The sequence below is a fragment of the Cupriavidus sp. 22TCCZM04-2 genome (genome assembly GCF_057798895.1).
The window spans coordinates 345,935-370,188 of the sequence record NZ_JBYOJS010000004.1 but is presented as its reverse complement, the minus strand read 5'-3'; the positions used below and the strand labels follow the sequence as shown (position 1 = coordinate 370,188).

The window sequence follows — 24,254 nt, the reverse complement described above, 5'->3', positions numbered from 1 at the left end:
TGCACCGTCGGCGGTAACCACCACTAGCCTTCCCTGACCGGGAGCGCGCCCCGCTTCTGCGGGGCGCATGCCATGACTGGCCTGCCGCCGCGTGCCGTTCTATTCGCACGGAGGCATCCATGCAGTCCAGCAATGTCCTCATCGTCGGCGGCGCCGGATTTATCGGCAGTCATCTCGCTTCCCGGCTGGCGGGCGCCGCCTCGGCCTCCGGCGCGCCGCTCGAGCCCGGCTCCAATCCTGATTCCCCCATTGCGCCCGACCGCATCGTGATCGGCGCCCGCAACGTGGAGCATGCGCAGCACCTGCTGCTGCTGCCGCGTGTCGAGGTCGCGGAACTGGGGCTGGCCGACAATGCGGCGCTCGACGATGCCATCGGCCCGCTCGGCACGGACGGCATCGTCGTCAACCTGGTCGGCGTGCTGCACGGCGAGCGCGGCGATCCCTATGGTCCCGAATTTGCCGCGGCCCACGTGGAGATGGTCAGGCAAGTCGTCGCATCGTGCCTGAGTACCGGCGTCCGGCGCCTGGTGCATATCAGCGCGCTTGGCGCCGACAGCAATGGCCCGTCGATGTACCTGCGCAGCAAGGGCGACGGCGAACGCATCGTGCGCAGCAGCGGCCTGGACTGGACCATCCTGCGTCCCTCCGTGGTGTTCGGCCCCGACGATCACTTCCTCAACCTGTTCGCCCACATGCAGGAAATGGCCCCCGTGGTGCCGCTGGCCTGCGCGCATGCGCGCTTCCAGCCGATCTACGTGCAGGACGTGGTGCAGGCCATCGTCAACGCCATGGTCACGCCGGCGACCATCGGGCGTGGCTACGACCTGGGCGGCCCGCAGGTGTACACGCTGGAAGAACTGGTGCGCTTTGCCGGGCGGGCGTCGGGCCACCCGCGCCCGGTGATCGCGCTGCCCGACGCACTGGCGCGCGTGCAGGCCGCGGTGATGGAGCACATGCCGGGCGAAACGCTGCTGTCGCGCGACAACCTCGATTCGATGCAGCTCGACAACGTGTTGCACGGACCCATGGCAGGCGAACTGGGCCTGCAGCCGGTCGGACTGGAAGCCGTGATGACCGACGTCCTGGCCGGCCGCAACCGCGATGCCCAGCTCACGGTCATGCGGGCAAGCGTGCATCGCTAGCCCGCTGTCTTTCCGTGCGCTTGTGACCTGGATTCACAGCGGTTGCGAGCGCTTTTGACTTTGAGGGCCGTCATGGCGCTGGCAGAATGACGGGTTCGGCGCGCACGCTTCTGCATGCGGGCGCGCGGGTCCCCGGGCAGGAATGTTGCGTTGTGTCCGGCGACCTTTCCCCATCCCGCCCCCAAGGATTCCGCGATGAAGCTCGTCATCGGCAACAAGAATTACTCGTCCTGGTCGCTGCGCCCGTGGCTGCTGATGCGCCATGCCGGCATTGATTTCGAAGAAGTGCACGTACGCCTGTTCGTCGACAGCTTCGCCGCCGAGATCGCGCAGTATTCCCCGGCCGGCAAGGTGCCGGTGCTGGTGGACGGCGACATCTCGGTGTGGGACACGCTGTCGATCGCCGAATACCTGGCCGAGCGCTTCCCCGAAAAGGCGCTATGGCCCGCCGGCCGCGCCGAGCGTGCCCATGCCCGCTCGGTCTGCGCCGAAATGCATGCCGGCTTCACCAACCTGCGCAACCAGTTGCCGATGAACGCCACCGCGGTGCTCCCTGGCCGCGGCTGGAACGTAGCGGTCCAGCGCGACGTGGACCGGATCGCGCAGATCTGGACCGACCTGCGCGCGCGCCATGGCGATGCGGGGCCGTTCCTGTTCGGGACCTTTACGATCGCCGACGCGTATTTCGCGCCGGTGGTCAGCCGCTTCGCGACGTACGGCATCCACCTTCCCGATGCGGCCAAGGCCTATGCGGACTTCATCCTGGAGTTGCCGGCCATGCAGGAATGGATCGCCGGCGCGCGCGAAGAGCGCGATTTCCTGGCAGATGACGAGCCGTATCGCCTCGCGCCCGACCGGGGCGATGCGATTATCATCGGCCACTGAGCGCCGCGTCGGCGGCGCGCCATAGCGAGACAAGACCATGCAGGTGTACGCCGTCGGCGGTGCCATCCGCGACGAATTGCTGGGCAAGCCCAGCCAGGACCGCGACTATGTCGTGGTCGGGGCCACCCCGGCCGAGATGGTAGCCGCCGGCTACAAGCCGGTCGGCAAGGACTTCCCGGTTTTCCTGCATCCGAGCACAAAAGAGGAATACGCGCTGGCGCGCACCGAGCGCAAGACCGCCATGGGCTACAAGGGTTTTGCGTTCTATTGCGAGCCCGATGTCACGCTTGATGACGACCTGGTGCGGCGCGACCTGACCATCAACGCCATGGCGCGCGCGGTCGACGCCGACGGCAACCTGGTCGGCCCCGTCATCGATCCGCACGGCGGCCAGCAAGACCTGGCCGCGCGGCAGTTCCGCCATGTCTCTGGAGCGTTCGCCGAGGACCCGGTGCGCATCCTGCGCGTGGCGCGTTTTGCCGCGCGCTTCCATGAGTTCACTGTCGCGCCCGAGACTGTGGCGCTGATGCGCCGGATGGTGGACGCCGGCGAGGTCGACGCGCTGGTGCCCGAGCGCGTCTGGCAGGAGCTTGCGCGCGGGCTGATGGAGGCGCGGCCGTCGCGCATGTTCGAGGTGTTGCGCCAGTGCGGCGCGCTAGTGCGCCTGCTGCCGGAGCTGGACCGGCTGTGGGGCGTGCCGCAACGCGCCGACTACCATCCCGAAGTCGATACCGGCGTCCATGTGATGATGGTGATCGACTGCGCCGCCGCCATGCGTACGCCGCTGGCCGTGCGCTTCGCCGCGCTGGTCCATGACCTCGGCAAGGGGACCACGCCAGAGGACGTGCTGCCGCGCCATCTGGGCCACGAAGGCCGCAGTGTGGAGCTGCTCGAAGCCGTCTGCAAGCGCCTGCGCGTGCCCAACGACTGCCGGGACCTGGCGGTGGTGGTGGCGCGCGAGCATGGCAATATCCATCGCTGCATGGCGTTTGGCGCGGCCGCGATGACACGGCTGCTGGAGCGCTGCGATGCCCTGCGCAAGCCCGGTCGCTTTGCCGATGCGCTGCTCGCCTGCGAGGCGGACAAGCGCGGCCGCAAGGGCTTCGAGTCGGACGCCTACCCGCAGCGCGCACGCTTGCTGGCCGCGCTGGAGGCAGCCGCCGGCGTCGACGCCGGTGCTATCGCGAAGGCGTCAGCCGATGACGTCAGCCAGATCCGGGAACGTGTGCACGCGGCGCGCGTGCAGGCCGTCGAGGCTCGCCTAGATCAGTTTCCCGATCACTAGCGCCAGCAACGACAGCAGGATCGTCGACGCGAACGGCAGCATGTACTCGCGCCCGAACAGGCGGAAGCGCACGTCGCCGGGCAGCCGGCCGATGCCGAGCTTCTGCAGCCAGGGCAGGGCGGCCGACAGCACGACCACGCACAGGAAGATGGTGAGGGTCCAGCGCAGCATGGCTGCAGCGGCTCAGAGCGTGTGGCAGCGGTCGCCGCGCGCAAAGCCGGCGAGCGGTTCACTGCCGTCCAGGCCGCGGGTCAGCGCGATCACCTTGAACAACTCTCCCATCTCGGCTTCGGACAGCAGCTTCTGCACCGCATTGGCGGCGGGCAGGAAAGCGCGCGTATCGGACGGGTCCAGCGTCATCAGCAGGTCCGTGATGCCGGCATTCATCAGAAAGCGCGCCTGCGAGGTGAAACCCGACACGTCCAGGCCGGCATCGACGGCGGCATGCGCAATGCCGCTGAAGTTGACGTGCGCCGTGATGTCCTGCAGCCCCGGGTACAGGAACGGATCGGGATGCGCGTGATGGCGGTAGTGGCACATCAGCGTGCCGCCGCTGCGCTGCGGGTGGTAATACTCGCCGGACGGGAAGCCATAGTCGATAAAGAACGCGGCCCCGCGCACCAGCATGGCGCCGACCGCGCGCGCGAAGCCGTCGGCCTCGGCATGGGTCTCGGTGACGATGTCATGGTCGCCTGGCATGGCGTGCAGCGCATCCGGGACGGCATGGGCCGGAACCAGGCGGTCTTCGAACGCGAAGGCATGCGCGGCGGTGCTGTCATCGCCCGGGACGGAGCGGGCCACGCCGCGTTCATGCCAGCGGCCGCCCGTGCGCGCGAACAGGCGCACCGGCATGGCGTCCAGCACTTCATTGCCGACGATGATGCCCTCGAAGCGCTCGGGCAGAGTGTCCAGCCACTGCACGCGCGCGGCCAGGTGCGGCGCGCGCTGCGACAGCGTGTCCTGTTGGCGGGCGCGCAGTTCGCCGGACAGCTCGACAATGCCGTAGGACTCGGGCAGTTGCCCTTCCTGTTCCAGCGCCAGCAGCAGGTCAGCCGCCAGGCGGCCGGTTCCGGCACCGAATTCGAGCAGGCGCGGCAGGCCTTGCGCCAGCAGCGGCGCGAACTGGCGCGCCAGCGTGCGGGCGAAGAAGGGGCTCAGTTCCGGCGCGGTGATGAAATCGCTGCCGTCGCGTACATCGCGCCCGAACTTGGCGGCGCCGCCGCTGTAGTATCCCAGCCCGGGCGCGTACAGCGCGAGCGACATGTAGCGGTCGAAGCCGATCCAGCCACCGGCCGCATCGAGGGTTTCGCCGATCAGCGTGGCCAGCGAGTCGGAGGCGGCCAGCGCATCGGCGGAGGGAAGGGGTAAACTAACGGCTTTCTGCATGCCTCGATTGTAGCAATGCCCGAATCGAATCAACCTGCCTGCTTGCCGGCGCAGATGCAGCCGGCCCAGACGCAAGCCGCCGCGGCGCGCGGCGTGGCCATCGTCACCGGCGGCGCGCGCCGGCTTGGCCGCGCCATTGCGCTCGAACTGGCCGGACAAGGCTGGGACGTGGCCGTGCACTGCCATCGCTCGCGCGACGAGGCCGAGGCACTGGCCGTGAACCTTCGCGCCCTCGGCCGCCGTGCCGCGGTGCTGCAGGCCGACCTGGCCGACGAAGCCTCCACCGCGACGCTGATCGCCGCCTGCACGGCCGAGCTTGGCGTGCCGACCTGCCTGGTCAACAACGCTTCGCTGTTCCAGTACGACGTGGCCACGAGCTTTTCGTATGCGTCGCTGGACACGCATATGCGGACCAACGTGGCGGCGCCCTTGCTGCTGGCGCGCGAGATGTACAAGGCACTGAGCGCCGACACGGGCGCAGCCGATCCGCGCGGCGTGGTGATCAACCTGCTCGACCAGAAGCTGGATAACCTGAACCCGGATTTCCTGTCGTACACGCTGTCCAAGGCCGCGCTGCAGACTGCAACCGTGCAGCTGGCGCAAGCGTTTGCGCCGCGGCTGCGGGTGGTCGGCGTCGCACCCGGCATCACGTTGGTGTCGGGCGAGCAGTCGGAGCAGAGCTTCCGCCGCGCGCACCGCGTCACGCCGCTGGGCAAGTCATCCACGCCGGAAGACATTGCGCAGGCCGTGGCTTACCTGGCACGCGCCAACGCCGTGACCGGCACCACGCTGTACGTCGACGGCGGCCAGCACCTGATGCCGCTGTCGCGCGACGTGATGTTCCTGACCGAATGATGTGACCCGCGTGCCGCGCCGTCTTCCGGACGCGGCACGCCAGACCCCTTCCCGAATTACCTTTCCCCGATTGCCATGACCATGCTCGCCGCCCTTACCCATCCCAGCCTGCAAGACTGCCGCCGCATGTTCCTGCGCAACTATGAAGTCCAGATCAATATCGGCGTGCACGAATTCGAGAAGAAGGGCGAGCAGCGCGTGCTGATCAATATCGACCTGTTCGTGCCGCTGGCCGCCAGCACGCCGCAGGCCGACAAGCTCGAAGAGGTCGTCGACTACGATTTCATGCGCAACACCGTGGCCGAGCGCATGGCGCTGGGCCATGTGCACCTGCAGGAAACGCTGTGCGACGACGTGGCTCGCGCCATGCTCAAGCACCCGAAGGTGCGCGCCGTACGCGTCTCCACCGAGAAGCCGGACGTCTACCCGGATTGCGATTCGGTGGGCGTGGAAGTCTTCCACATCAAGCAGGACTGATCGGTCCCGGGTAAAATCTCGCGCCTTCCGAGCCGTCCGGCCATTTCATCCGGGCGGCCGCAACGATCCGGTATGCCTCATGACCCACTCCAATAACTTCTACCGCCTCGAGACGAGGCTCCAATCGCAAACCGGCAAGGCCATCGGCGACTTCGGCATGATCGAGGACGGCGACACCGTGCTGGTCTGCATGAGTGGCGGCAAGGACTCGTACACCATGCTGTCGGTCCTGATGGCGCTGCAGAAGCGCGCGCCGATCAAGTTCAAGCTGATCGCGATGAACCTGGACCAGAAGCAGCCCGGTTTTCCCGAGCATGTGCTGCCGGAGTACCTGAAGGCAACCGGCGTGGAATATGTGATTGTCGAGGCCGATACCTACTCGATCGTCAAGGAGAAGGTGCCCGAGGGCAAGACCACCTGTTCGCTGTGCTCGCGCCTGCGCCGCGGCGTGATCTACCGCACGGCCAAGGAGCTTGGCGCCAACAAGATCGCGCTGGGCCACCACCGCGACGACATCGTCAACACCTTCTTCCTGAACATGTTCTTCGGCGGCAAGATGAAGGCCATGCCGCCGAAGCTGGCTACGGATGATGGCGCGCACGTCGTGATCCGGCCGCTGGCGTACTGCGCGGAAAAGGACATCGCCGCGTATGCGCGTGCGATGGAATTCCCGATCATCCCGTGCAACCTGTGCGGCTCGCAGGAAAACCTGCAGCGCAAGAAGGTCAGCGAAATGCTGCAAGGCTGGGAGCGCGAAAACCCCGGCCGTATCGACAATATCTTCGCGTCCCTGCGCAACGTGGTGCCGTCGCACCTGGCCGACACCGAGCTGTTCCCGTTCACCGGGCTGGCCACGGGCCTGGCCAAGGTGGATGAAGCTTCGCTGTTCGGCGAAACCACGTTCACGCAGCAGCCGCTGGTGTTCGCCGGCAGCAGCGACGAGAACCGGATGGAGTTCGTCCGCTTCGAGCGCCCCGGGCAGGCGCCGGCGGCCGTGCCGCAGCCCAGCGCCGAGTAAGCCTCCCGCCGGGAAAATGGGAAAATCAGACGCCCGCGTTATCACGCGGGCGTCTTGCCTTGGGGCATCGGGCGATCGCTACTGGTTCGCCGCCTGCGCAGTGTTGCCCTGGCGCTCGCGCATCAGGCTGCGCGTATCGTCGATCCATTTCTGGAAGCGTTCGACGGCATGCGCCTTCTGCGCTGGCGTGGTCAGGTTGGCAATGGTGGCGACCAGCGCCACGCCAGCCTGGTTGTTGGCATCGTGGCTGGCGGCTCGGGTTTCGCCGGGCGGGTGCTGCCAGTGGTCAGCGTAGCGGCGCAGCAGCTCGATGACCTGCGCCTTGGGCGGATGCGTCTGCTGGACCTGCCGCGCCAGCGCCAGCCAGTCCTCCTGGCGGCGCAGGCGCTCCGCGTAGCGCGCCTGGGCGCCCTGCATCAGCGGGCCCATGGCGGCATGGATGGCCTTTTCCTGCTCATCGGAGAAGCTTCCGTAGATCAGCTTCGCGTAGTCCATCACCTTGTCGAAGCGCGCCGACTCGCGGTCCTGGGCACTGCCGCTCAGGAACTTCTTGCGGTACTTGGTGTTGCCCTCATCGAACTTCTTTTCGATGCGGTCGATCTGCGCCGGGGTCAGCGTAAGCAGCAGGTCGGCGACGTCCGGCATGGCCTGGTTGAACGACTGCCGCGCAAGCCGCTGGCTCGATTCCTGGAACTGCACGATGGACGAGGCGCTGACCGGTTGCCGGACCTGGTCCCGGGCCTGGGTCAGCAAAGTCGAGATCTCGGGAAGCTGGTACTGCCGGTGCCACGCGAAGAAGCGCGCAATGGCCTCGCGCGTGGGCGGCTCCTGCGCGTCGCTGACGTCGACATAATGGTCGATCCACCAATAAGCCAGGCGGTCGCCCTGCTGGTAGCCGGTCTTCATCGCGCTGCATCCGCAGAGGACGGCCGCCACGAATATCGCCAATATTCGGCGTAGCCAGCGATTGTGAAAATCGGAAACAGTGGCGTATTGGGCAGAAACCGTCATGTTAAAATCGCCGCGCATCTTGCCAGGGTTGCCGGATTGCCCGCAAGCCCAGTCCTGGCAACGGTTCTGGCTCCCAGGAACGGCGGATGCCACCACCACAGGGCTCACGAAAGCCGGCGGCCAAACTGCCGGCTGGTGCCTTAAAGAACAGCTTTCCCGAACCATGCACCAAGAGGGTCTCCTTGTGAACATCGTCATTCTCGCCGCTGGGATGGGCAAGCGGATGCACTCCGATTTGCCCAAGGTGCTGCACCCCGTCGCCGGGCGTCCCCTGCTTGCGCATGTCATCGACACGGCACGTACGCTGTCCCCTTCGCGCCTGGTGGTCGTGGTCGGCCACGGTGCCGAACATGTGCGCACGGCCGTGGCCGCCGATGATGTCACCTTTGCGGAGCAGCCCCAGCAGCTGGGCACCGGGCATGCGGTGGCGCAGGCACTTCCTCAGTTGGACGACAGCCAGCCCACATTGGTTCTCTACGGCGACGTGCCGCTGACCTCCGCGGCGACGTTGAAGTCACTGGTCGAAGCCGCCGGCAAGAGCCGGTTCGGCGTCCTGACGGTTGAGATGCCGGACCCGAGCGGCTATGGCCGCATCGTGCGCGATGCCGGGGGCAGCATCGTCCGGATCGTCGAGCAGAAGGATGCCAGCGAAGCCGTCCGCGCGATCCGCGAAATCAATACCGGCATTATCGTGTGCCCGACGGGCCACCTGCGTCGCTGGCTGTCCACGCTGCGCAATGACAACGCCCAGGGCGAGTACTACCTGACCGACACCGTCGAGCGCGCGGCGGCCGAAGGCGTCGAGATCGTGTCGGCCCAGCCCGCGGCGGTGTGGGAAACGCTCGGCGTCAACAGCAAGGTCCAGCTTGCCGAAGTGGAACGCATCCACCAGCGCAACCAGGCCCAGCGCCTGCTCGAAGCCGGCGTGACGCTGGCCGACCCGGCGCGCATCGACGTGCGCGGCGCGCTGACCTGCGGGCGCGATGTCAGCATCGATGTCGGCTGTGTGTTCGAAGGCCGCGTGCATCTGGGCGATGGCGTGCAGATCGGCGCCAACTGTGTGATCCGCAATGCCACCATCGACGCCGGCGCGCAGGTGCAGCCGTTCTGCCATATCGACAGCGCGAAGATCGGCGCGCAGGGCCGCATCGGCCCGTACGCGCGGCTGCGCCCGGGCACGGAGCTGGGCGAGGATGTGCATATCGGCAACTTCGTCGAAGTGAAGAACTCGCAGGTCGCGGCGCATAGCAAGGCCAATCACCTGGCCTATGTGGGCGACGCCACGGTCGGCTCGCGCGTGAATATTGGCGCTGGCACCATCACCTGCAACTATGACGGCGCGAACAAGTTCCGCACGGTAATCGAGGACGATGTCTTCATCGGCTCCGATACGCAGCTGGTGGCGCCGGTGACGGTGCGCCGCGGCGCGACCATCGGTGCGGGCACCACGCTGACCAAGGAAGCGCCGGCCGACCAGCTGACGCTGTCCCGCGCCAAGCAGATGACCATCGCCGCCTGGCAGCGTCCGGTCAAGCAGCCAAAGCCGTAAGCAGTACGGCTACCGCGCGGTAGCCAACGGGGCAACACAACACGGCGGCCGCAGCGCTTGCGGCCGTACCGGCGCGGCACAATGGCCGTTGCCGTCATTGAAAACGGGCGCCGGTGTCGGCGCCGACCACGGGAGTGCAGCATGTGTGGCATCGTCGGCGCGGTTTCTACGCGCAATATCGTTCCGGTCCTGATCGAAGGCCTGCGCCGCCTCGAATACCGTGGCTATGATTCCTGCGGCGTAGCCGTGGTGCGCGATGCTTCCGTCGAGCGTGCGCGCACGGTATCGCGCGTGGCGGATCTGGACGCCCAGACCCAGGCTTCGGGCCTGGCCGGCACCACCGGCGTGGCGCACACGCGCTGGGCCACGCACGGCAAGCCCGACACCGTCAATGCCCACCCGCACCTGTCCGGCGAGACCATCGCGCTGGTGCACAACGGCATCATCGAGAACTACGAGCCGCTGCGCGAGGAACTGCGCGCGGCCGGCTACGGCTTCGAGTCGCAGACCGACACCGAAGTCGTGGCCCACCTGATCCACCAGGCCTACAGCTACCCGAGCAGCGCCACGCGCGGCGACCTGTTCGCGTCGGTGCGCGCCGTGACCAAGCGCCTGCACGGCGCCTATGCGATCGCCGTGTTCGCCAAGGACCAGCCCGAGCGCGTGGTCGGCGCGCGCGCCGGCTCGCCGCTGGTGGTGGCGCTCGGCGACGGCGAGGCTTTCCTGGCCTCCGACGCGCTGGCCGTGGCCGGCACCGCCAACCGCATCATCTACCTGGAAGAGGGCGATGTTGTGGAAGTTACGCGTGAAGGCGTGACCATCCGTGACGGCCACGATCATCTGGTCGAGCGCGAGGCACGCGTGGTCGAAGCCCACGCCGCCACGGTGGACCTGGGTCCGTACCGCCATTTCATGCAGAAGGAGATCTTCGAGCAGCCGCGCGCGCTTGGCGACACGCTTGAAGGCATCGAAGGCATTTCGCCGGAGCTGTTTGGCGAGCGCGCGGCCGAGGTCTTCCCCGAGATCGACAGCGTGCTGATCCTGGCCTGCGGCACCAGCTACTACTCGGGCTGCACGGCCAAGTACTGGCTCGAAAGCATTGCCAGGATCCCGACCCAGGTCGAAGTGGCCAGCGAGTACCGCTATCGCGAGACCGTGCCGAATCCGCGCGCGCTGGTGGTGGTGATTTCGCAGTCCGGCGAGACCGCCGATACCATGGCCGCGCTGCGCCACGCGCGCGCGCTGGGCCATACCCACACGCTGTCGATCTGCAACGTGGCCACCAGCGCCATGGTGCGCGAGACCGAGATGCGCTTCCTCACGCGCGCCGGCACCGAGATCGGCGTGGCGTCGACCAAGGCCTTCACCACGCAGCTCGCCGCGCTGTACATGCTGACGCTGGCGTTGGCCAAGGTGCGCGGCTTCCTGTCGGAAGAAGCCGAGGCGAAGGACATGGCCAACCTGCGCCACCTGCCCGCCGCGCTGCATGGCGTGCTGGCGCTCGAGCCGCAGATCATCGCCTGGTCGGAAGAGTTCGCACGCCGCGAGAACGCGCTGTTCCTGGGGCGCGGCAAGCACTACCCGATCGCGCTCGAGGGCGCGCTCAAGCTAAAGGAAATCTCGTACATCCACGCCGAGGCCTATCCGGCCGGCGAACTCAAGCACGGCCCGCTCGCGCTCGTGACGGAAGCCATGCCGGTGGTCACCGTCGCCCCGAACGACGCGCTGCTGGAAAAGCTCAAGTCCAACATCCAGGAAGTGCGGGCGCGTGGCGGACGCCTGTATGTGTTTGCCGATAGCGACACGCACATCCAGTCGACGGACGGCATCCAGGTGATCCGCATGCCCGAGCACTATGGCGATCTGTCGCCGATCCTGCACGTGGTGCCGTTGCAATTGCTGGCGTATCACACGGCGTGCGCGCGGGGGACCGACGTGGACAAGCCGCGGAACCTGGCGAAGTCGGTGACGGTGGAGTAGGGCGCCGGGGCGTTTAGCGGCCCGCACGCCGAGCCGGCGCTACGCCCGCTTCGTCAGCACGACGTGCAGCGCGGCGGGCGTGCTCGCGTGTTCGGTGCAGGCATAGCCGAGCGCCGGCAGGTCAATGCCTGCAAGCAGCGACTCGCCGCCGCCGAGCAGCGTCGGCGCCATGGCGAGGTGCATCTCGTCGATCAGGCCGGCGTGCAGGTACTGGCGGATCGTCGCCACGCCACCGCCCACGCGAATATCGCGGCCCTGCGCGGCTTCGCGCGCGCGCGCCAGCGCCGCGTGGATGCCATCGGTGACGAAGTGGAAGGTCGTGCCGCCCTCCATCTCGATCGATGGCCGCGCGTGGTGCGTCAGCACGAACACCGGCACGTGATAGGGCGGGTTGTCGCCCCACCAGCCTTTCCAGTCGCCATCGGGCCACGGCCCACGCACGGGGCCGAACATATTGCGGCCGAGGATCCACGCGCCCAGATTCTCGAAGCCGCGTTCGGCAAAGTCATTGTCGACCCCGGTGCTGCCGCCCTCGCGGCCGAGCATGGCCTGGAAGCGGCGCGTGGGGAACACCCATTCGTGCAGCGACATGCCGCCGACTCCCATCGGATTGGCGAGGCTCTGGTCCAGGCCGGCACCGTAGCCGTCAAGCGACAGCGAGAAGCAGTTCACCCTGAGTCGGGATGTTGGCTGCGTGAGATTCATGATCCACTCCCTGTTCCTTTGTCGAACGGTTCAGCACGCGATCGGCTCTCCAGAGAATAGGAAAGGGCAGGTATCCCACTCCTTTTTTTTACGGGCAATGGGCGCCGAGCTGTTCCTTCCGGATGGGCAACTACCGCGTTCCTGGCATTTTTACGCGCGACTGATAATCGCGTCGAAAATCAAAACCATACGCATTCTCGATCCAACGCACAGCAGGCGATGATTTCCCGCGCATTTTGCCGTCTCGCTTGATGTCGCGCCAATCGGGCCTACCATGAAAATAGACCGGCGCAAAAGCCGGACCGGATCGGACAAGGAAAAACAGTATTTTCTGTCCCGGGGGAAGGGGATATGCCATGAAATCTGACAAGAAGGTCATACAGCTCCTCAATGCCCAGCTCAAGCACGAACTGACCGCGATCAACCAGTATTTCCTGCATGCGCGCATGTACCGGCATTGGGGCATCAATGCGCTGGGCAAGCACGAATACGAGGAATCGATCGAGGAAATGAAGCATGCCGACAAGCTGATCGAGCGTATCCTGTTGCTCGACGGCCTGCCGAATCTGCAGGACCTCGATAAATTGCTGCTCGGCGAAAACACCGGTGAAATGCTGGCTTGCGACTTGAAGCTCGAGCAGATTTCCCAGGCAAGCTGCAAGGAAGCGATCAAGTATTTCGAATCGGTGGGCGACTACGTATCGCGCGAAGTCGTCGTCGACATCCTGGAAGCGACCGAAGAACATATCGACTGGCTCGAGTCGCAGATCGAACTGATCGGCAAGGTCGGCATCCAGAACTACATCCAGTCCGGCATGGGCGGGGTCGAATAACCCCGCCGCGAGTACGGCGCCTGCAAACTTTCCGATTTACCGCTACACTGCGCCCCGCAACACGATTTGTCCCCGGATCTTTCGTCCACGGCGGGGTGGCAGAGTGGTGATGCGACGGCCTGCAAAGCCGTTTACGACGGTTCGATTCCGTATCCCCGCCTCCAGTTTCCTTCCGCGCGCATGGCGCCGGATGCCTGCGGTGCCCTGAGCGGCACGATCCCTGCTTGTCCCTTCGCATATCACCCGTACGGGCGTGGAACCAGCCGGTCTCATGCTGTACCGTGAGCGTTGTTTACGCGTTGTTACCGTCTGGAACAACGGCGCTCTTTGCGGTAGTGTGTTGACGCGGCAATGTGTCGCGTGCAGGTGCATCCGGCGCTTGCGCACGTGACGACCATGCAGGGCTTCCGTGGTGTTCCCGTAGTGACGCAAGGTTAAGAGGCTCCCGATGATTAAAGATCTGCGAATCCGGGCAGCGGTACCTCCGGATGCGCCTGCGGTCGGCGCGGTGCTGGAACGCTGCAGCCTGCCAACCGATGATGTACTCCGCATGCTGGAGCACTTCCACGTTGCCGTGCACGAATCGCAGGTGGTCGGCTGCGGGGCTGGCGAGCGTTTTGGCGAGATCGTGGTGATCCGCTCGGTGGCGGTGTTGCCGGAATACCGCGACCAGGGCATCGCCACCCATGTGGTACGCGCGGTGCTGATGCGGGCGCGTGCCAACGGGGCCAAGCGCGCCGTGCTGCTGACCCCTACCTGCCCGAGCTATTTCGCGCGCTACGGCTTCTCGCTGATCTCTGCCTCGAGCCTGCCGGCCGAGGTGCTGTCCTCCAGTGAATTCCATCGCCATGCCGACACGCCACCGCTGTGCATGTGCTGCGAACTGACCTGAAGCCGTGCGCGTGAGCGCCGGCACGTTTTCCCGAGAGCGGAAGTAACCGGGTCTTTCCAGTCGGTGGGGAACAGGCAGCAAGCTCCGTCAGGCGTGCCGCGCGGCGCGCACGCCCGGATGGTCTTCGTCGCGGCAGACGCTGATCTCCACCGTCACATGCACGAGCTCCTCATGCACGGACAAGGCCTCGCGCACGCGCTGCGGTGTCAGGGTGGTGTCATGCGTGACCAGGCAGACGATGCAGGCGAACTGCTGCTTGCCGACGCGCCAGACATGGAGGTCGGTCACGCGTATGGCATCGCGGTCGTCGTCGGCGGGTTCGAATCCGGCCAGTACTTCGCGCACTTCACCGACCACCGGGTGGTCCATCTCGCGATCCAGCAGCACGGTTCCGCTCTGGCGCAGCAGCCCCAAAGCCCAGCGGCCGACCAGCACCGCGCCGACCAGACCCATCACCGGGTCCAGCCAGCTCCAGCCGAGCCACCAGCCGCCGGCCAGCGCGACGATGGCCAGCACCGACGTCGCGGCATCGGCCACCACATGCAGGTAGGCGGAGCGCAGGTTGATGTCGTGATGGTGGCCATGCCCGTGGGCATGATCGTCGTGGTGGTGGCCGTGGTGGTGGTCGTGGTGATGCCCGTGTCCATGATGGTCATGATCATGGTGCGCACCGCCGAGGATCAGCGCGCAACCAAGGTTCACCAGCAAGCCGAGCGCCGTGATGGCCATGGCTTCGCGATAGTGGATGGCCTGAGGGCTGAACAACCGGTCCACCGAGCCGATCGCCATCAGTGCCGCCACGCCAATCAGGAACACGGCGCTGGCGAAGCCGGCGAGCACTTCGATTTTCCAGGTGCCGAAGGCAAAGCGCGCATCCGACGCGTAGCGCCGCGCGGCCGCGTAGGCAAAAGCCGTCATGCCGATCGCCAGGGCGTGCGAACTCATGTGCCAGCCGTCGGCCAGCAATGCCATGGAGTTGAACCACCAGCCGGCAGCAATTTCCACGACCATGGTGACGGCCGTGATCATCATCACCAGCCGGGTGCTGCGCTCGGCCGCATGGTTGCCAGTGTCGAATACGTGGCTGTGGGTCCACGTAGAGAGATCTTCGGTGTGCATGGAGGGCGGATCCGTCGGACGGAGCAGGAAGCGAGCGGGTAGGGTAGCAGACCGCCGCGCGCGAAGCCGGGGCGCCCCTGTGGCCGGAGCGGGAATGCGCAGACGGCCGCGGGCTGCATGTGATGCGCTCTCGTTTATACATACATTCACGTATGCATGTATAATTTCAAGAAATATTCACATTCCATCCCCATTTTTGTTGTCAATTTCGATATGAGCTACCGTTTTATCGCCGTCTGCATGGCGGTCTGGATTGGCATCTGCGCGACCGCTGGCATGGTGGTCGAGCGCCTCTGGAGCTGAGCCCGGCAGCGGGCCGGTTCAGGCAGCGCGCACGGCGCGCTCCCGGTCCGACAGGCCATCCAGGAAGTCCCATAACGGCGGCGCGTCACCGGTCGCCACATTGAAGCGGATCCATGGCGAATCCGTTTCCTCCGGCTCGAAATAGGACCCTGGCGCCAGCCAGATGCCATGTTCGAGCGCCAGCGTAGCGAGCCGGTTGCCGGTCATCGGCAGGCCATCGGGTAGCGCGTCGCGCACGCGGGCCCAGGCGAACATCCCGCCTTCCGGGCGCAGCAGCACCTCCAGGCCGTGCGCTTCCATCTTCTCCGTCACGCGGTCCTGCTGGGCGCGCAGCCGTTCGGCCAGCGCCGCCACATGGCGGCCGTAGTGGCCGCTGGTCAGGACCGAATACACCAGCCGCTCCGTCACTTCCGACGAGGTCAGCCCGACTGCCATCTTGGTCCGCGCGAAGGCCTTGGCCAGGTCCGCGCTGGCGGCGAGATAGCCGACACGCAGCGACGGCGTGATGGTCTTGGAAAAGCCATTGACGTAGACCACCTGCGACAGTCCATCCATCGCGGCCAGCATGGGCGAACCCGCCGGCGCGAGTTCGCGGTAGATATCGTCTTCCACCACCAGCAGCCGGTGCTGCTCGGCAAGCTGCAGCACGCGAAACGCGTTCATGCTGGTGAGGCTGGCGCCGGTCGGGTTCTGCAGCACGGTGTTGACGAACAGCGCACGCGGGGCGTGCGTGCGGATGGCATCTTCCAGTGCATCGGTATCGAGCCCGGCCGCGGTGCGCGGCACGCCCACCACGCGCAGGCCGGCGAGCCGCAGGATCTGCAGCAGGTTGCAGTAGCAGGGCGCCTCGACCAGCACGGTATCGCCGGTGCGCAGCAGCGTACGCACCACCAGGTCCAGCGCCTGCGTGGCGCCCTGGGTCAGCACCACCTGCTGCGCCTGCATCGGAATCCCGTACTGGCCGAGACCGGCGGCGATATGCTCGCGCAGCGGCGCATAGCCGTAAGGCTGGCCGTAGCCCGACACCTGCGCGGCCGGCACGCGCGCGGCAGCGCGCATGGCCTGGTGCAGGCCTTCCTCGTTGAGCCAGTCCCCGGGCAGCCAGCCGGCGCCGGCCTTGATCGGCACGGAATGGTCGGCGAACACATCCGACAGCAGCCACGCCGCATTGAGCCCGGGCGCTTCCCAACGCGGCGCACGCGCGCCGCCCGCCGGCGCATGGCGGTGGGCCACGGTGTAGCCGGAACCTGCGCGTGCGGCAAGGTAGCCCAGCGCGGTGAGCCGGCCGTAGGCTTCGGCCACCGTGAAGGTGCTGATGCCATGCTGCTGTGCAAAGCGGCGTACCGACGGCAGCGCGGAGCCGGCGCGCAGCGCGCGGCGGTCCACCAGCGCGGCGATGCCGGCCACGATCTGTTCGGTCAGGGTTTCGCCGCCGCGGCGGCTGCGGGTCAGGTCAAGGATCAGCATGCGGCACTTCAGACGGAAGCAACCTGTACAGTTTAGCGGCAGCACGAAGGCATCTGGGCAACGCGCCGGTATCCACGCCGCAAATGACGCACTGCAATGTGTGACGCCGCCCGGCACCGCGTGGCGGGTCCCGTTAGCGTGACACGGTGTCGCTGCTGCAGCGGCACAATCCTGTACGGTTTGCCTTGCCTAAACTGTACGGTAAGGTGACGTTGTCCGGACTGTATATTTTGTCGCCCCTGGGCCGCCGGTAGAGTGGCCGACATCCCTGCCGCTGCACGCACTTCGCCGTGACAGCGCGCGCCAACCCGCTTGCCAGAGGAGGACGTATGGACGCCGCCAAGACCGTGATTCCCGATCTCGATGCCCTGTGGATGCCCTTTACCGCGAACCGCCAGTACAAGGCGGCGCCGCGCCTGCTGGCGTCTGCCAGCGGCATGTACTACACCACCCACGACGGACGCCAGATCCTGGACGGTTGCGCGGGCCTCTGGTGCGTGGCCGCCGGCCACTGCCGCAAGGAAATTGCCGAGGCCGTGGCGCGCCAGGCCGCCACGCTGGACTATGCGCCGCCGTTCCAGATGGGTCATCCGCTGTCCTTCGAAGCCGCCACCAAAGTGGCCGCCATCATGCCGCAGGGCCTGGACCGCATCTTCTTCACGAACTCCGGATCGGAGTCGGTCGACACCGCGCTGAAGATTGCCCTGGCCTATCACCGTGCGCGCGGCGAGGGCCAGCGCACGCGCTTTATCGGCCGCGAGCGCGGCTATCACGGCGTAGGCTTCGGCGGCATGGCAGTGGGTGGCATCGGGCCGAACCGCAAGGCGTTCTCGGCCAACCTGATGCCTGGCACCGACCACCTTCCGGCCACCCTGAACATCGCTGAAGCGGCGTTCTCCAAGGGCCAGCCGCAGTGGGGCGCACACCTGGCCGACGAGCTGGAGCGCATTGTCGCGCTGCATGATCCGTCGACCATCGCGGCGGTCATCGTCGAGCCGCTGGCTGGCTCGGCCGGCGTGCTGGTGCCGCCGGTCGGCTACCTGGACAAGCTGCGCGCGATCACCAGCAAGCACGGCATCCTGTTGATCTTCGACGAGGTCATCACCGCATTCGGCCGCCTGGGCACCGCCACCGCGGCGGAGCGCTTCAAGGTCACGCCGGACCTGATCACGATGGCCAAGGCCATCAACAACGCCGCCGTGCCGATGGGCGCCGTAGCCGTGCGCCGCGAAGTGCACGACACGGTGGTCAACTCCGCCGCACCGGGTGCGATCGAGCTGGCGCACGGCTACACCTATTCGGGCCACCCGCTGGCCGCCGCCGCCGCGATCGCCACGCTGGACCTGTACCAGCGCGAAAACCTGTTCGGCCGCGCCGCCGAACTGTCGCCCGCGTTCGAAGCCGCCGTGCACAGCGTACGTGAGGCGCCGCACGTGAAGGACATCCGCAACCTTGGCATGGTGGCCGGCATCGAGTTGGAGCCGCGTCCGGGCCAGCCTGGCGCGCGGGCGTATGAAGCCTTCCTAAAGTGCCTGGAGCGCGGCGTGCTGGTGCGCTACACCGGCGACATCCTGGCGTTTTCGCCGCCGCTGATCATCAGCGAGGCGCAGATCGCCGAACTGTTCGACACCGTCAAGCAGGCCCTGCGGGAAGTGCAGTAACGAGGGACGCCGAAGTGAATATTGCAGAGAACCGGCAGATCGCCGAAATCCACCATTACATCGGTGGCACGGTCCGGCAAGGCGCATCCGCGCGCTTTGCCGATGTCTTCAACCCGGCCACCGGCGAGGTGGCCGCGCACGTGACGCTTGGCACCGCGCAGGACGTGTCCGATGCCGTCGCGGCCGCCAAGGCCGCGTTCCCGGCGTGGGCCGACACACCGCCGCTGCGCCGCGCGCGCATCCTGTTCAAGTTCAAGGAGTTGCTGGACAAGCACCATGACGACCTGGCCGCGCTGATCACGCGCGAGCACGGCAAGGTGTTCAGCGACGCCAAGGGCGAAGTCACGCGGGGCATCGAGGTGGTCGAGTTTGCCTGCGGCATTCCGAACCTGCTCAAGACCGATTTCACCGACAACGTGGGCGGCGGCATCGACAACTGGAACCTGCGCCAGCCGCTGGGCGTGGTGGCCGGCATCACGCCGTTCAACTTCCCGGTGATGGTGCCGATGTGGATGTTCCCGGTGGCGCTCGCGTGCGGCAATACCTTCGTGCTCAAGCCATCCGAGCGCGATCCGTCGCCGAGCCTGCTGATTGCCGACCTGCTCAAGCAGGCTGGCTTGCCCGACGGCGTGTTCAACGTCGTGCAGGGCGACAAGGCGGCCGTCGATGCGCTGCTTGCGCATCCGGACGTGCAGGCGCTGTCGTTCGTCGGCTCGACGCCGATCGCCGAATACATCTACACCGAAGGCACGAAGCACGGCAAGCGCGTGCAGGCGCTGGGCGGCGCGAAGAACCATCTGGTGGTGATGCCCGACGCGGACCTTGACCAGGCCGTCGATGCGCTGGTCGGCGCGGCCTACGGCTCGGCTGGCGAGCGTTGCATGGCGATCTCCGTCGCGGTGGCCGTGGGCGATGTGGCCGACAAGCTTGTTCCGCGCCTGGCCGATCGCGCCTCGACGCTGAAGATCCGCAACGGCATGGAAGCCGACGCCGAAATGGGGCCGCTCGTGACCGGTGCGCACAAGGCGAAAGTCGAAGGCTATATCGAGAAGGGCGTGCAGGAAGGCGCAAAGCTCGTGACCGATGGCCGGGGCCACAAGGTCGATGGCCACGAGAACGGCTTCTATGTCGGCGGCACGCTGTTCGACAACGTCACGCCCGACATGACGATCTACAAGGAAGAGATCTTCGGCCCGGTGCTGTCGGTGGTGCGCGTGCATGACTTTGCCGAAGCGGTGGCGCTGATCAACGCGCATGAGTACGGCAACGGTGTGTCCTGCTACACCAGCGACGGCGGCATTGCGCGCGCGTTCGCGCGGCAGATCCAGGTCGGCATGGTGGGCATCAACGTGCCAATTCCCGTGCCGATGGCGTGGCATTCGTTCGGTGGCTGGAAGCGCTCGCTGTTCGGCGACCATCACGCCTACGGCGAAGAGGGCGTGCGCTTCTACACGCGCTACAAGAGCGTGATGCAGCGCTGGCCAGACTCGATCGCGAAGGGCGCCGAGTTCACGATGCCGGTGGCGAAGTAGCGTCCCCCCGCAGGGATGATCTGCGTGACGCGTGACGTGGATCATCCCGCCCGGCGCCTAGTGGCTTTTGGCGCACGCTCACAAGAGTAAACTCCCGTCCTTTCCAGGAAAAGGCGAAGCCATCCACAAGACGGCATTCGCGGGGGTAATTCTGATGAGTCTGTTCCGCACCAAGAATATTGACGCCATGCTCGCCGTGGCCGATCACGACGGCCTGAAGAAAGTGCTCGGGCCGATCGACCTCGTGATGATGGGCATCGGCGCCATCATCGGCACCGGCATCTTCGTGCTGACCGGCACCGGCGCGCTGACCGCCGGCCCGGCGCTGACGGTGTCTTTCGTCATCGCGGCCATGGCCTGCGGCTTCGCCGCGCTTTGCTATGCCGAGTTTGCTTCCGCCATCCCGGTGTCGGGATCGATCTATACCTACAGCTATGCCACGCTGGGCGAGATCATCGCCTGGATGATCGGCTGGGACCTTCTGCTCGAATACGGCCTGGCCACCTCGGCGGTGTCGGTGGGCTGGTCGGGCTATTTCCAGTCGCTCGTCGCCGGCTTCGGGCTGAAGCTGCCGGCGGCGCTCACGGCGGCGCCGGGCGCCGTGCCCGGCGTGGCGACCATGGTCAACCTGCCGGCCATGCTGATCATGCTGGCGATCACCTGGGTGGTGTCGTACGGCGTGAAGGAATCGACGCGGCTGAACAATGTGATGGTGGCGATCAAGATCAGCGTGGTGCTGCTGTTCATCGCCGTGGGCGTGTGGCACGTGAAACCGGCGAATTGGCAGCCGTTCGCGCCGTTCGGCATGACCGGCGTGTTCAATGCTGCGGCGCTGGTTTTCTTTGCCTTCATCGGTTTCGACGCCGTGACCTCGGCCGCGGAGGAGGTGCGCAACCCGAGCCGAGACCTGCCCGTCGGCATTGTCGGCTCGCTGGCGGTCTGCACCGTGCTGTACGTGGTGGTGGCCGCGATCATGACCGGCATCGTGCCCTTCGCGAAATTCGAGGGCGTGGATCATCCCGTGTCGCTGGCGCTGCAGTTCGCCGGACAGAACTGGGTGGCTGGCTTTGTCGACCTCGGCGCCATTCTGGGCATGACCACGGTGATCCTGGTCATGACCTACGGCCAGACCCGCATCATCTTTGCCATGTCGCGCGATGGCCTGCTGCCCGAGCGGCTCTCGTCGGTGCATCCCGTGCATGCCACGCCGTACTTCGCCACGTGGACAGTGGGCATCGTGTTCGCCATCATTGCCGGCTTCGTGCCGCTCAATGTGCTGGCCGAGCTGATCAATATCGGCACGCTCGCTGCCTTCACGCTGATCTCGGTTGCCGTGCTGGTGTTGCGCCGCACCCGGCCCGACCTGCCGCGCGCGTTCCGCTGCCCGGGCGTGCCGGTGGTGCCGCTGCTGTCCGCGGGCTTCTGCCTGTTCCTGATGGCCCACCTGCAGGCGCTCACCTGGATCGCATTCCTGGTGTGGCTGGCGATCGGCCTGGCGGTGTATTTCCTCTACGCGCGGCGCAACGCCGTGCTGCACAACCACGGCGGCTGAGGCTCAGCCCCTTGCGCTCTCCTGGCCCATGGCGGCGGCCTCGCGCATGAACGCCACCGAGCGCGGTTCGTTGGCATACGCGGTATTGACGCGGATCCACGCCGAGGTCTCGCCGCCCGGCCGGAAGTAGTTGCCGGGCGCGAGCATCACGCCGTATTTTTCGCCCAGCGCGACCAGCTCGCGCGAGTCCTCGATGCCCGGCGGACGGGCCCACAGGAAGTTGCCGCCCGCGGGCTCGCAGAACACTTCCCAGCCGCATGCCGAAAGCTGGCGCACCGCGTTGGCCGAAGACTCACGCACGCGCAGGCGCAGCCGTTCCACGTACTTGCGATAGGCGCCGCGTTCCAGCAGCGAGGCGGTGACCGCCTCCGCGAAGTGCGAGCCGGCCACGCTGGTGAGCACTTTCACATCGACGAGGTCCTTCACCAGCGCCTTGTCCGCCACCAGGTAGCCGGTGCGCAGCGAGGCCGACACGGTCTTCGAGAAGCCGCCGATGTAGATCACGTGCTCCAGCTGGTCCAGCGTGGCGAGCCGGTCGGTGAAGTGCGTCTGGAAGTCCGAGAAGATATCGTCCTCGACAAAGCGGAAGCCATGGCGGCGCGCCAGTTCCAGCAGTCGGAACGCGACTGGCGGCGCAAGGGTCGAGCCCGTGGGGTTCTGCAGCACGCTGTTGGTGAAGAACAGCTTGGGCTTGTGCTCGCGCAGCAGTGCCTCGGTGGCCTCGGGGTCTGGGCCGGACGGCGTGTGCGGCACGCCTACGAGCTGCACGCCGTGCAGGCGCAGCAGGCCGAACAGGTTGTAGTAGCCGGGATCTTCGACAAACACCGTGTCGCCCGGCTTGAGCAGGTGGCGCACCACCAGGTCCAGTGCCTGGCTGGCCCCGGTGGTGATCAGCACCTGGGGCAGCTCCGCGGCAATGCCGAGCTGGCGCACGCGCAGCAGCACCTGCCGGCGCAGTTCAGGGTGGCCAAGCGGTGTCGCGTAGTGAATCACGCTGTCGATGTCGTTGCGCGACACCGCACGGATGGCCTGGGTCAGCCCTTCCACATCGCGCCAGGTCTCGGGTACGAAGCCGCCGGCCAGCTTGAGCGCGCCGCTGGGATGGTTGAACTGCTCCATGATGTGGCCGGACAGGTCCTCGGCCAGGCTCGGGTCCGACCAGCCGCGCGCCGACCGGGTGGCCAGCGGGCTCTCCGCCACATAGAAGCCCGATCCATGGCGCGAATCCAGCAGTCCTTGCGACACCAGCCGGTCGTAGGCCTCGATCACCGGGAAGCGGCTGATGCCACTGTTGGCCGCAAGCTGCCGGATCGAAGGCAGCCGTGCGCCGGGGCGCGCCTCGCTGGAGCTGATCCAGGCCTTCACGCCCTGGATGATCTGCTCGGTCAGGGGAACGCCCGTGGTGGGGTCAATGATCAGCTTCATGGTGGCGTCGACCTATCAGTCGAACTGTCAGGAAAAACTACTGAACAGTTCATGGAAAACTGTTCACAACTGTACATGGGATTCTAGTCGGGCATGCGAATAATGGAAGCATGGCGGAGATCGGTGCCGCCGCGCTGGCAAGGAGTGCGACATGCGTGAACTGAGGGTATTTGAACTGGATGAACCGGGGCAGCCGGTGAGCCTGCGCGCGCGCTACGGGCAAAGCGTGAAGGTGATCGAGGGCCGGGTATGGGTCACGGTGGAAGGCTGCGTGGCCGACTTCTGGCTGCGGCCTGGCGACGTTTTTGCGCTGGCCGAGGGCGAGCGCTTCTGGCTGTCGGGCGAGAGCGGCCCGGCGCGTATCGCGCTGGCAGCAGTATCCGCGCCGTTGTCGTGGGCGCGACTTGCCGGCTGGCTGCGCGTGCTGGCGCACCGCTGGGGCGAGTGGAAGACGGATGCGTTTGGGGAGTGCCCGCGGTTGGGCGTGCGGTGATGGCGTCGTCAGCCGCTGCCAGGGCCGCCATGCGCGGCCCTCTTCATTCCGCCACTCAGGCGGAGACCGAATGCCGTTTGATCTCCGCCAGCTTGGCGGCACCGATCTTTTCTTTCGCCATTTCGGTGTCGTAGTAGGTCTGCAGATTCATCCAGCTTTGCGCGTCGGTGCCGAAGAAGGCCGCCAGGCGCACCGCCGTGTCTGCGGTGATCGCGCGTTCACCCTTGACGATTTCGTTGATGCGGCGCGGCGGCACGTCGATGGCCTTTGCCAGGGCGTACTGGGACAGGCCTAGCGGCTCGAGCCAATCCGCCTGCAGGATCTCGCCTGGGGGGGCGAGCGGGACTTCACGAGACATTGCCTGCTCCTTTGCGTGTTTAGTGGTAGTCGACGATTTCGACGTCGGCTGCGTAGCCATCGGCGAACCGGAAGCAGATGCGCCACTGGTCGTTGATCCGTATGCTCAATTGCCCGTCACGGTCTCCCTTGAGTGCTTCCAGGCGGTTGTTTGGCGGGACCCGCAGGAAGCCAAGGCTGTCCGCCGCATGAATTTGCTGCAGCTTTCGGATGGCGACTTGTTCGATGTTGGTAAATCGGGCAACGCGGGTACCACCGAAAAGCAGCGCGGTGTCGCGGCAGTTGAACGACGTAATCATGGTTATGATAACGCATGGCGTTAATAAC

Annotated in this window: 23 protein-coding genes and 1 tRNA gene; 15 read left to right on the top strand and 9 right to left on the bottom strand. The window is 66.4% G+C overall.

Going from position 1 to position 24,254, the window contains the following annotated elements; translation table 11 throughout:
• Positions 1-119 precede the first annotated feature (119 nt).
• The 3 genes from AC3FKG_RS09670 (at position 120) to AC3FKG_RS09660 (ending at position 3,312) form a co-directional block, all read left to right on the top strand.
• Positions 120-1,142 carry a complex I NDUFA9 subunit family protein gene (locus AC3FKG_RS09670; RefSeq protein ID WP_483710203.1) on the top strand — a complete coding sequence of 341 codons (1,023 nt, stop codon included), beginning with the start codon at positions 120-122 and terminating at the stop codon, positions 1,140-1,142.
• Between the two features lie 195 nt (positions 1,143-1,337).
• Positions 1,338-2,027: a glutathione S-transferase family protein gene (locus AC3FKG_RS09665; protein WP_483710204.1), complete on the top strand. Its 690-nt coding sequence runs from the start codon at positions 1,338-1,340 to the stop codon at positions 2,025-2,027.
• A gap of 37 nt (positions 2,028-2,064) precedes the next feature.
• Positions 2,065-3,312: a multifunctional CCA addition/repair protein gene (locus AC3FKG_RS09660; protein ID WP_483710205.1), complete on the top strand. Its 1,248-nt coding sequence runs from the start codon at positions 2,065-2,067 to the stop codon at positions 3,310-3,312.
• Here AC3FKG_RS09660 and AC3FKG_RS09655 read toward each other — a convergent pair.
• Both AC3FKG_RS09655 and AC3FKG_RS09650 read right to left on the bottom strand, forming a co-directional pair.
• Positions 3,289-3,483, bottom strand: a complete 195-nt coding sequence (locus AC3FKG_RS09655) for a DUF2905 domain-containing protein (RefSeq protein WP_483710206.1) — start codon at positions 3,481-3,483, stop codon at positions 3,289-3,291. The genes AC3FKG_RS09660 and AC3FKG_RS09655 overlap by 24 nt on opposite strands.
• Before the next feature lie 12 nt (positions 3,484-3,495).
• Positions 3,496-4,698: a class I SAM-dependent methyltransferase gene (locus AC3FKG_RS09650; protein ID WP_483710207.1), complete on the bottom strand. Its 1,203-nt coding sequence runs from the start codon at positions 4,696-4,698 to the stop codon at positions 3,496-3,498.
• Between the two features lie 54 nt (positions 4,699-4,752).
• Between AC3FKG_RS09650 and AC3FKG_RS09645 the strand changes: the two genes are divergently transcribed.
• The 3 genes from AC3FKG_RS09645 to ttcA all read left to right on the top strand — a co-directional run bounded on the left by AC3FKG_RS09645 (position 4,753) and on the right by ttcA (position 7,048).
• Positions 4,753-5,553, top strand: a complete 801-nt coding sequence (locus AC3FKG_RS09645) for an SDR family oxidoreductase (protein ID WP_483711438.1) — start codon at positions 4,753-4,755, stop codon at positions 5,551-5,553.
• 75 nt (positions 5,554-5,628) lie between these two features.
• Positions 5,629-6,030, top strand: a complete 402-nt coding sequence (locus AC3FKG_RS09640; RefSeq protein WP_211946974.1) for a dihydroneopterin aldolase — start codon at positions 5,629-5,631, stop codon at positions 6,028-6,030.
• Positions 6,031-6,109: 79 nt separating this feature from the next.
• Positions 6,110-7,048 carry a tRNA 2-thiocytidine(32) synthetase TtcA gene (gene ttcA / locus AC3FKG_RS09635; protein WP_488742932.1) on the top strand — a complete coding sequence of 313 codons (939 nt, stop codon included), beginning with the start codon at positions 6,110-6,112 and terminating at the stop codon, positions 7,046-7,048.
• A 78-nt stretch (positions 7,049-7,126) separates the two neighbouring features.
• Here ttcA and AC3FKG_RS09630 read toward each other — a convergent pair whose 3' ends face one another.
• A complete protein-coding gene (locus AC3FKG_RS09630; protein WP_488742931.1) occupies positions 7,127-7,984 on the bottom strand; it encodes a DUF6279 family lipoprotein in 858 nt (285 codons plus the stop codon).
• Positions 7,985-8,243: 259 nt separating this feature from the next.
• Here AC3FKG_RS09630 and glmU point away from each other — a divergent pair, with 259 nt between their 5' ends.
• Positions 8,244-9,608 (top strand): bifunctional UDP-N-acetylglucosamine diphosphorylase/glucosamine-1-phosphate N-acetyltransferase GlmU, encoded by a 1,365-nt coding sequence (glmU, locus tag AC3FKG_RS09625; protein WP_488742930.1) that lies wholly within the window; start codon positions 8,244-8,246, stop codon positions 9,606-9,608.
• A gap of 141 nt (positions 9,609-9,749) precedes the next feature.
• On the top strand, positions 9,750-11,588 hold the full coding sequence (gene glmS / locus AC3FKG_RS09620; protein WP_483710212.1) for a glutamine--fructose-6-phosphate transaminase (isomerizing): 1,839 nt from the start codon (positions 9,750-9,752) through the stop codon (positions 11,586-11,588).
• 39 nt (positions 11,589-11,627) lie between these two features.
• Here glmS and AC3FKG_RS09615 read toward each other — a convergent pair whose 3' ends face one another.
• The gene (locus tag AC3FKG_RS09615) at positions 11,628-12,293 is read right to left on the bottom strand and encodes a dihydrofolate reductase family protein (protein ID WP_488742929.1); all 666 of its coding nucleotides are present in this window, start codon (positions 12,291-12,293) and stop codon (positions 11,628-11,630) included.
• A gap of 356 nt (positions 12,294-12,649) precedes the next feature.
• Here AC3FKG_RS09615 and bfr point away from each other — a divergent pair, with 356 nt between their 5' ends.
• The 3 genes from bfr (at position 12,650) to AC3FKG_RS09600 (ending at position 14,018) form a co-directional block, all read left to right on the top strand.
• The gene (bfr, locus tag AC3FKG_RS09610; RefSeq protein WP_483710242.1) at positions 12,650-13,126 is read left to right on the top strand and encodes a bacterioferritin; all 477 of its coding nucleotides are present in this window, start codon (positions 12,650-12,652) and stop codon (positions 13,124-13,126) included.
• Between the two features lie 89 nt (positions 13,127-13,215).
• Positions 13,216-13,290: transfer RNA gene (locus AC3FKG_RS09605), tRNA-Cys, on the top strand.
• Between the two features lie 284 nt (positions 13,291-13,574).
• Positions 13,575-14,018 carry a GNAT family N-acetyltransferase gene (locus AC3FKG_RS09600; protein ID WP_483710243.1) on the top strand — a complete coding sequence of 148 codons (444 nt, stop codon included), beginning with the start codon at positions 13,575-13,577 and terminating at the stop codon, positions 14,016-14,018.
• An 87-nt stretch (positions 14,019-14,105) separates the two neighbouring features.
• Here AC3FKG_RS09600 and dmeF read toward each other — a convergent pair whose 3' ends face one another.
• Both dmeF and AC3FKG_RS09590 read right to left on the bottom strand, forming a co-directional pair.
• Positions 14,106-15,137, bottom strand: coding sequence for a CDF family Co(II)/Ni(II) efflux transporter DmeF (dmeF, locus tag AC3FKG_RS09595; RefSeq protein WP_488742928.1), 1,032 nt, complete (start codon positions 15,135-15,137; stop codon positions 14,106-14,108).
• A gap of 321 nt (positions 15,138-15,458) precedes the next feature.
• Entirely contained in the window at positions 15,459-16,907 is a 1,449-nt protein-coding gene (locus tag AC3FKG_RS09590; protein ID WP_488742927.1) for an aminotransferase-like domain-containing protein, read from the bottom strand.
• Between the two features lie 329 nt (positions 16,908-17,236).
• Between AC3FKG_RS09590 and aptA the strand changes: the two genes are divergently transcribed.
• The 3 genes from aptA to bcaP all read left to right on the top strand — a co-directional run bounded on the left by aptA (position 17,237) and on the right by bcaP (position 21,652).
• On the top strand, positions 17,237-18,568 hold the full coding sequence (aptA, locus tag AC3FKG_RS09585) for an omega-aminotransferase AptA (protein WP_483710246.1): 1,332 nt from the start codon (positions 17,237-17,239) through the stop codon (positions 18,566-18,568).
• Positions 18,569-18,582: 14 nt separating this feature from the next.
• On the top strand, positions 18,583-20,100 hold the full coding sequence (locus tag AC3FKG_RS09580) for a CoA-acylating methylmalonate-semialdehyde dehydrogenase (protein ID WP_488742926.1): 1,518 nt from the start codon (positions 18,583-18,585) through the stop codon (positions 20,098-20,100).
• 154 nt (positions 20,101-20,254) lie between these two features.
• Positions 20,255-21,652, top strand: a complete 1,398-nt coding sequence (gene bcaP / locus AC3FKG_RS09575; RefSeq protein WP_483710248.1) for a branched-chain amino acid transporter BcaP — start codon at positions 20,255-20,257, stop codon at positions 21,650-21,652.
• Positions 21,653-21,655: 3 nt separating this feature from the next.
• On the opposite strand, the gene AC3FKG_RS09570 is transcribed toward bcaP, so the two are convergent.
• Positions 21,656-23,077: an aminotransferase-like domain-containing protein gene (locus AC3FKG_RS09570; protein ID WP_483710249.1), complete on the bottom strand. Its 1,422-nt coding sequence runs from the start codon at positions 23,075-23,077 to the stop codon at positions 21,656-21,658.
• 151 nt (positions 23,078-23,228) lie between these two features.
• Between AC3FKG_RS09570 and AC3FKG_RS09565 the strand changes: the two genes are divergently transcribed.
• Positions 23,229-23,570, top strand: a complete 342-nt coding sequence (locus tag AC3FKG_RS09565; protein WP_488742925.1) for a DUF2917 domain-containing protein — start codon at positions 23,229-23,231, stop codon at positions 23,568-23,570.
• A gap of 55 nt (positions 23,571-23,625) precedes the next feature.
• On the opposite strand, the gene AC3FKG_RS09560 is transcribed toward AC3FKG_RS09565, so the two are convergent.
• Together AC3FKG_RS09560 and AC3FKG_RS09555 are read right to left on the bottom strand one after the other, a co-directional pair.
• Positions 23,626-23,928, bottom strand: coding sequence for a HigA family addiction module antitoxin (locus AC3FKG_RS09560; protein ID WP_483710251.1), 303 nt, complete (start codon positions 23,926-23,928; stop codon positions 23,626-23,628).
• Between the two features lie 19 nt (positions 23,929-23,947).
• Positions 23,948-24,226 carry a type II toxin-antitoxin system RelE/ParE family toxin gene (locus AC3FKG_RS09555; RefSeq protein ID WP_483710252.1) on the bottom strand — a complete coding sequence of 93 codons (279 nt, stop codon included), beginning with the start codon at positions 24,224-24,226 and terminating at the stop codon, positions 23,948-23,950.
• Between the last annotated feature and the right edge of the window lie 28 nt (positions 24,227-24,254).

What these genes read in the sequence shown, in the direction of transcription:
- AC3FKG_RS09670 (WP_483710203.1), top strand. Translation starts at nt 120, where the DNA reads ATGCAGTCCAGCAATGTCCTCATCGTCGGCGGCGCCGGATTTATCGGC.
- AC3FKG_RS09665 (WP_483710204.1), top strand. Translation starts at nt 1,338, where the DNA reads ATGAAGCTCGTCATCGGCAACAAGAATTACTCGTCCTGGTCGCTGCGC.
- AC3FKG_RS09660 (WP_483710205.1), top strand. Translation starts at nt 2,065, where the DNA reads ATGCAGGTGTACGCCGTCGGCGGTGCCATCCGCGACGAATTGCTGGGC.
- AC3FKG_RS09655 (WP_483710206.1), bottom strand. Translation starts at nt 3,483, where the DNA reads ATGCTGCGCTGGACCCTCACCATCTTCCTGTGCGTGGTCGTGCTGTCG.
- AC3FKG_RS09650 (WP_483710207.1), bottom strand. Translation starts at nt 4,698, where the DNA reads ATGCAGAAAGCCGTTAGTTTACCCCTTCCCTCCGCCGATGCGCTGGCC.
- AC3FKG_RS09645 (WP_483711438.1), top strand. Translation starts at nt 4,753, where the DNA reads ATGCAGCCGGCCCAGACGCAAGCCGCCGCGGCGCGCGGCGTGGCCATC.
- AC3FKG_RS09640 (WP_211946974.1), top strand. Translation starts at nt 5,629, where the DNA reads ATGACCATGCTCGCCGCCCTTACCCATCCCAGCCTGCAAGACTGCCGC.
- ttcA (WP_488742932.1), top strand. Translation starts at nt 6,110, where the DNA reads ATGACCCACTCCAATAACTTCTACCGCCTCGAGACGAGGCTCCAATCG.
- glmS (WP_483710212.1), top strand. Translation starts at nt 9,750, where the DNA reads ATGTGTGGCATCGTCGGCGCGGTTTCTACGCGCAATATCGTTCCGGTC.
- AC3FKG_RS09615 (WP_488742929.1), bottom strand. Translation starts at nt 12,293, where the DNA reads ATGAATCTCACGCAGCCAACATCCCGACTCAGGGTGAACTGCTTCTCG.
- bfr (WP_483710242.1), top strand. Translation starts at nt 12,650, where the DNA reads ATGAAATCTGACAAGAAGGTCATACAGCTCCTCAATGCCCAGCTCAAG.
- AC3FKG_RS09600 (WP_483710243.1), top strand. Translation starts at nt 13,575, where the DNA reads ATGATTAAAGATCTGCGAATCCGGGCAGCGGTACCTCCGGATGCGCCT.
- dmeF (WP_488742928.1), bottom strand. Translation starts at nt 15,137, where the DNA reads ATGCACACCGAAGATCTCTCTACGTGGACCCACAGCCACGTATTCGAC.
- AC3FKG_RS09590 (WP_488742927.1), bottom strand. Translation starts at nt 16,907, where the DNA reads ATGCTGATCCTTGACCTGACCCGCAGCCGCCGCGGCGGCGAAACCCTG.
- aptA (WP_483710246.1), top strand. Translation starts at nt 17,237, where the DNA reads ATGGACGCCGCCAAGACCGTGATTCCCGATCTCGATGCCCTGTGGATG.
- bcaP (WP_483710248.1), top strand. Translation starts at nt 20,255, where the DNA reads ATGAGTCTGTTCCGCACCAAGAATATTGACGCCATGCTCGCCGTGGCC.
- AC3FKG_RS09570 (WP_483710249.1), bottom strand. Translation starts at nt 23,077, where the DNA reads ATGAAGCTGATCATTGACCCCACCACGGGCGTTCCCCTGACCGAGCAG.
- AC3FKG_RS09565 (WP_488742925.1), top strand. Translation starts at nt 23,229, where the DNA reads ATGCGTGAACTGAGGGTATTTGAACTGGATGAACCGGGGCAGCCGGTG.
- AC3FKG_RS09560 (WP_483710251.1), bottom strand. Translation starts at nt 23,928, where the DNA reads ATGTCTCGTGAAGTCCCGCTCGCCCCCCCAGGCGAGATCCTGCAGGCG.
- AC3FKG_RS09555 (WP_483710252.1), bottom strand. Translation starts at nt 24,226, where the DNA reads ATGATTACGTCGTTCAACTGCCGCGACACCGCGCTGCTTTTCGGTGGT.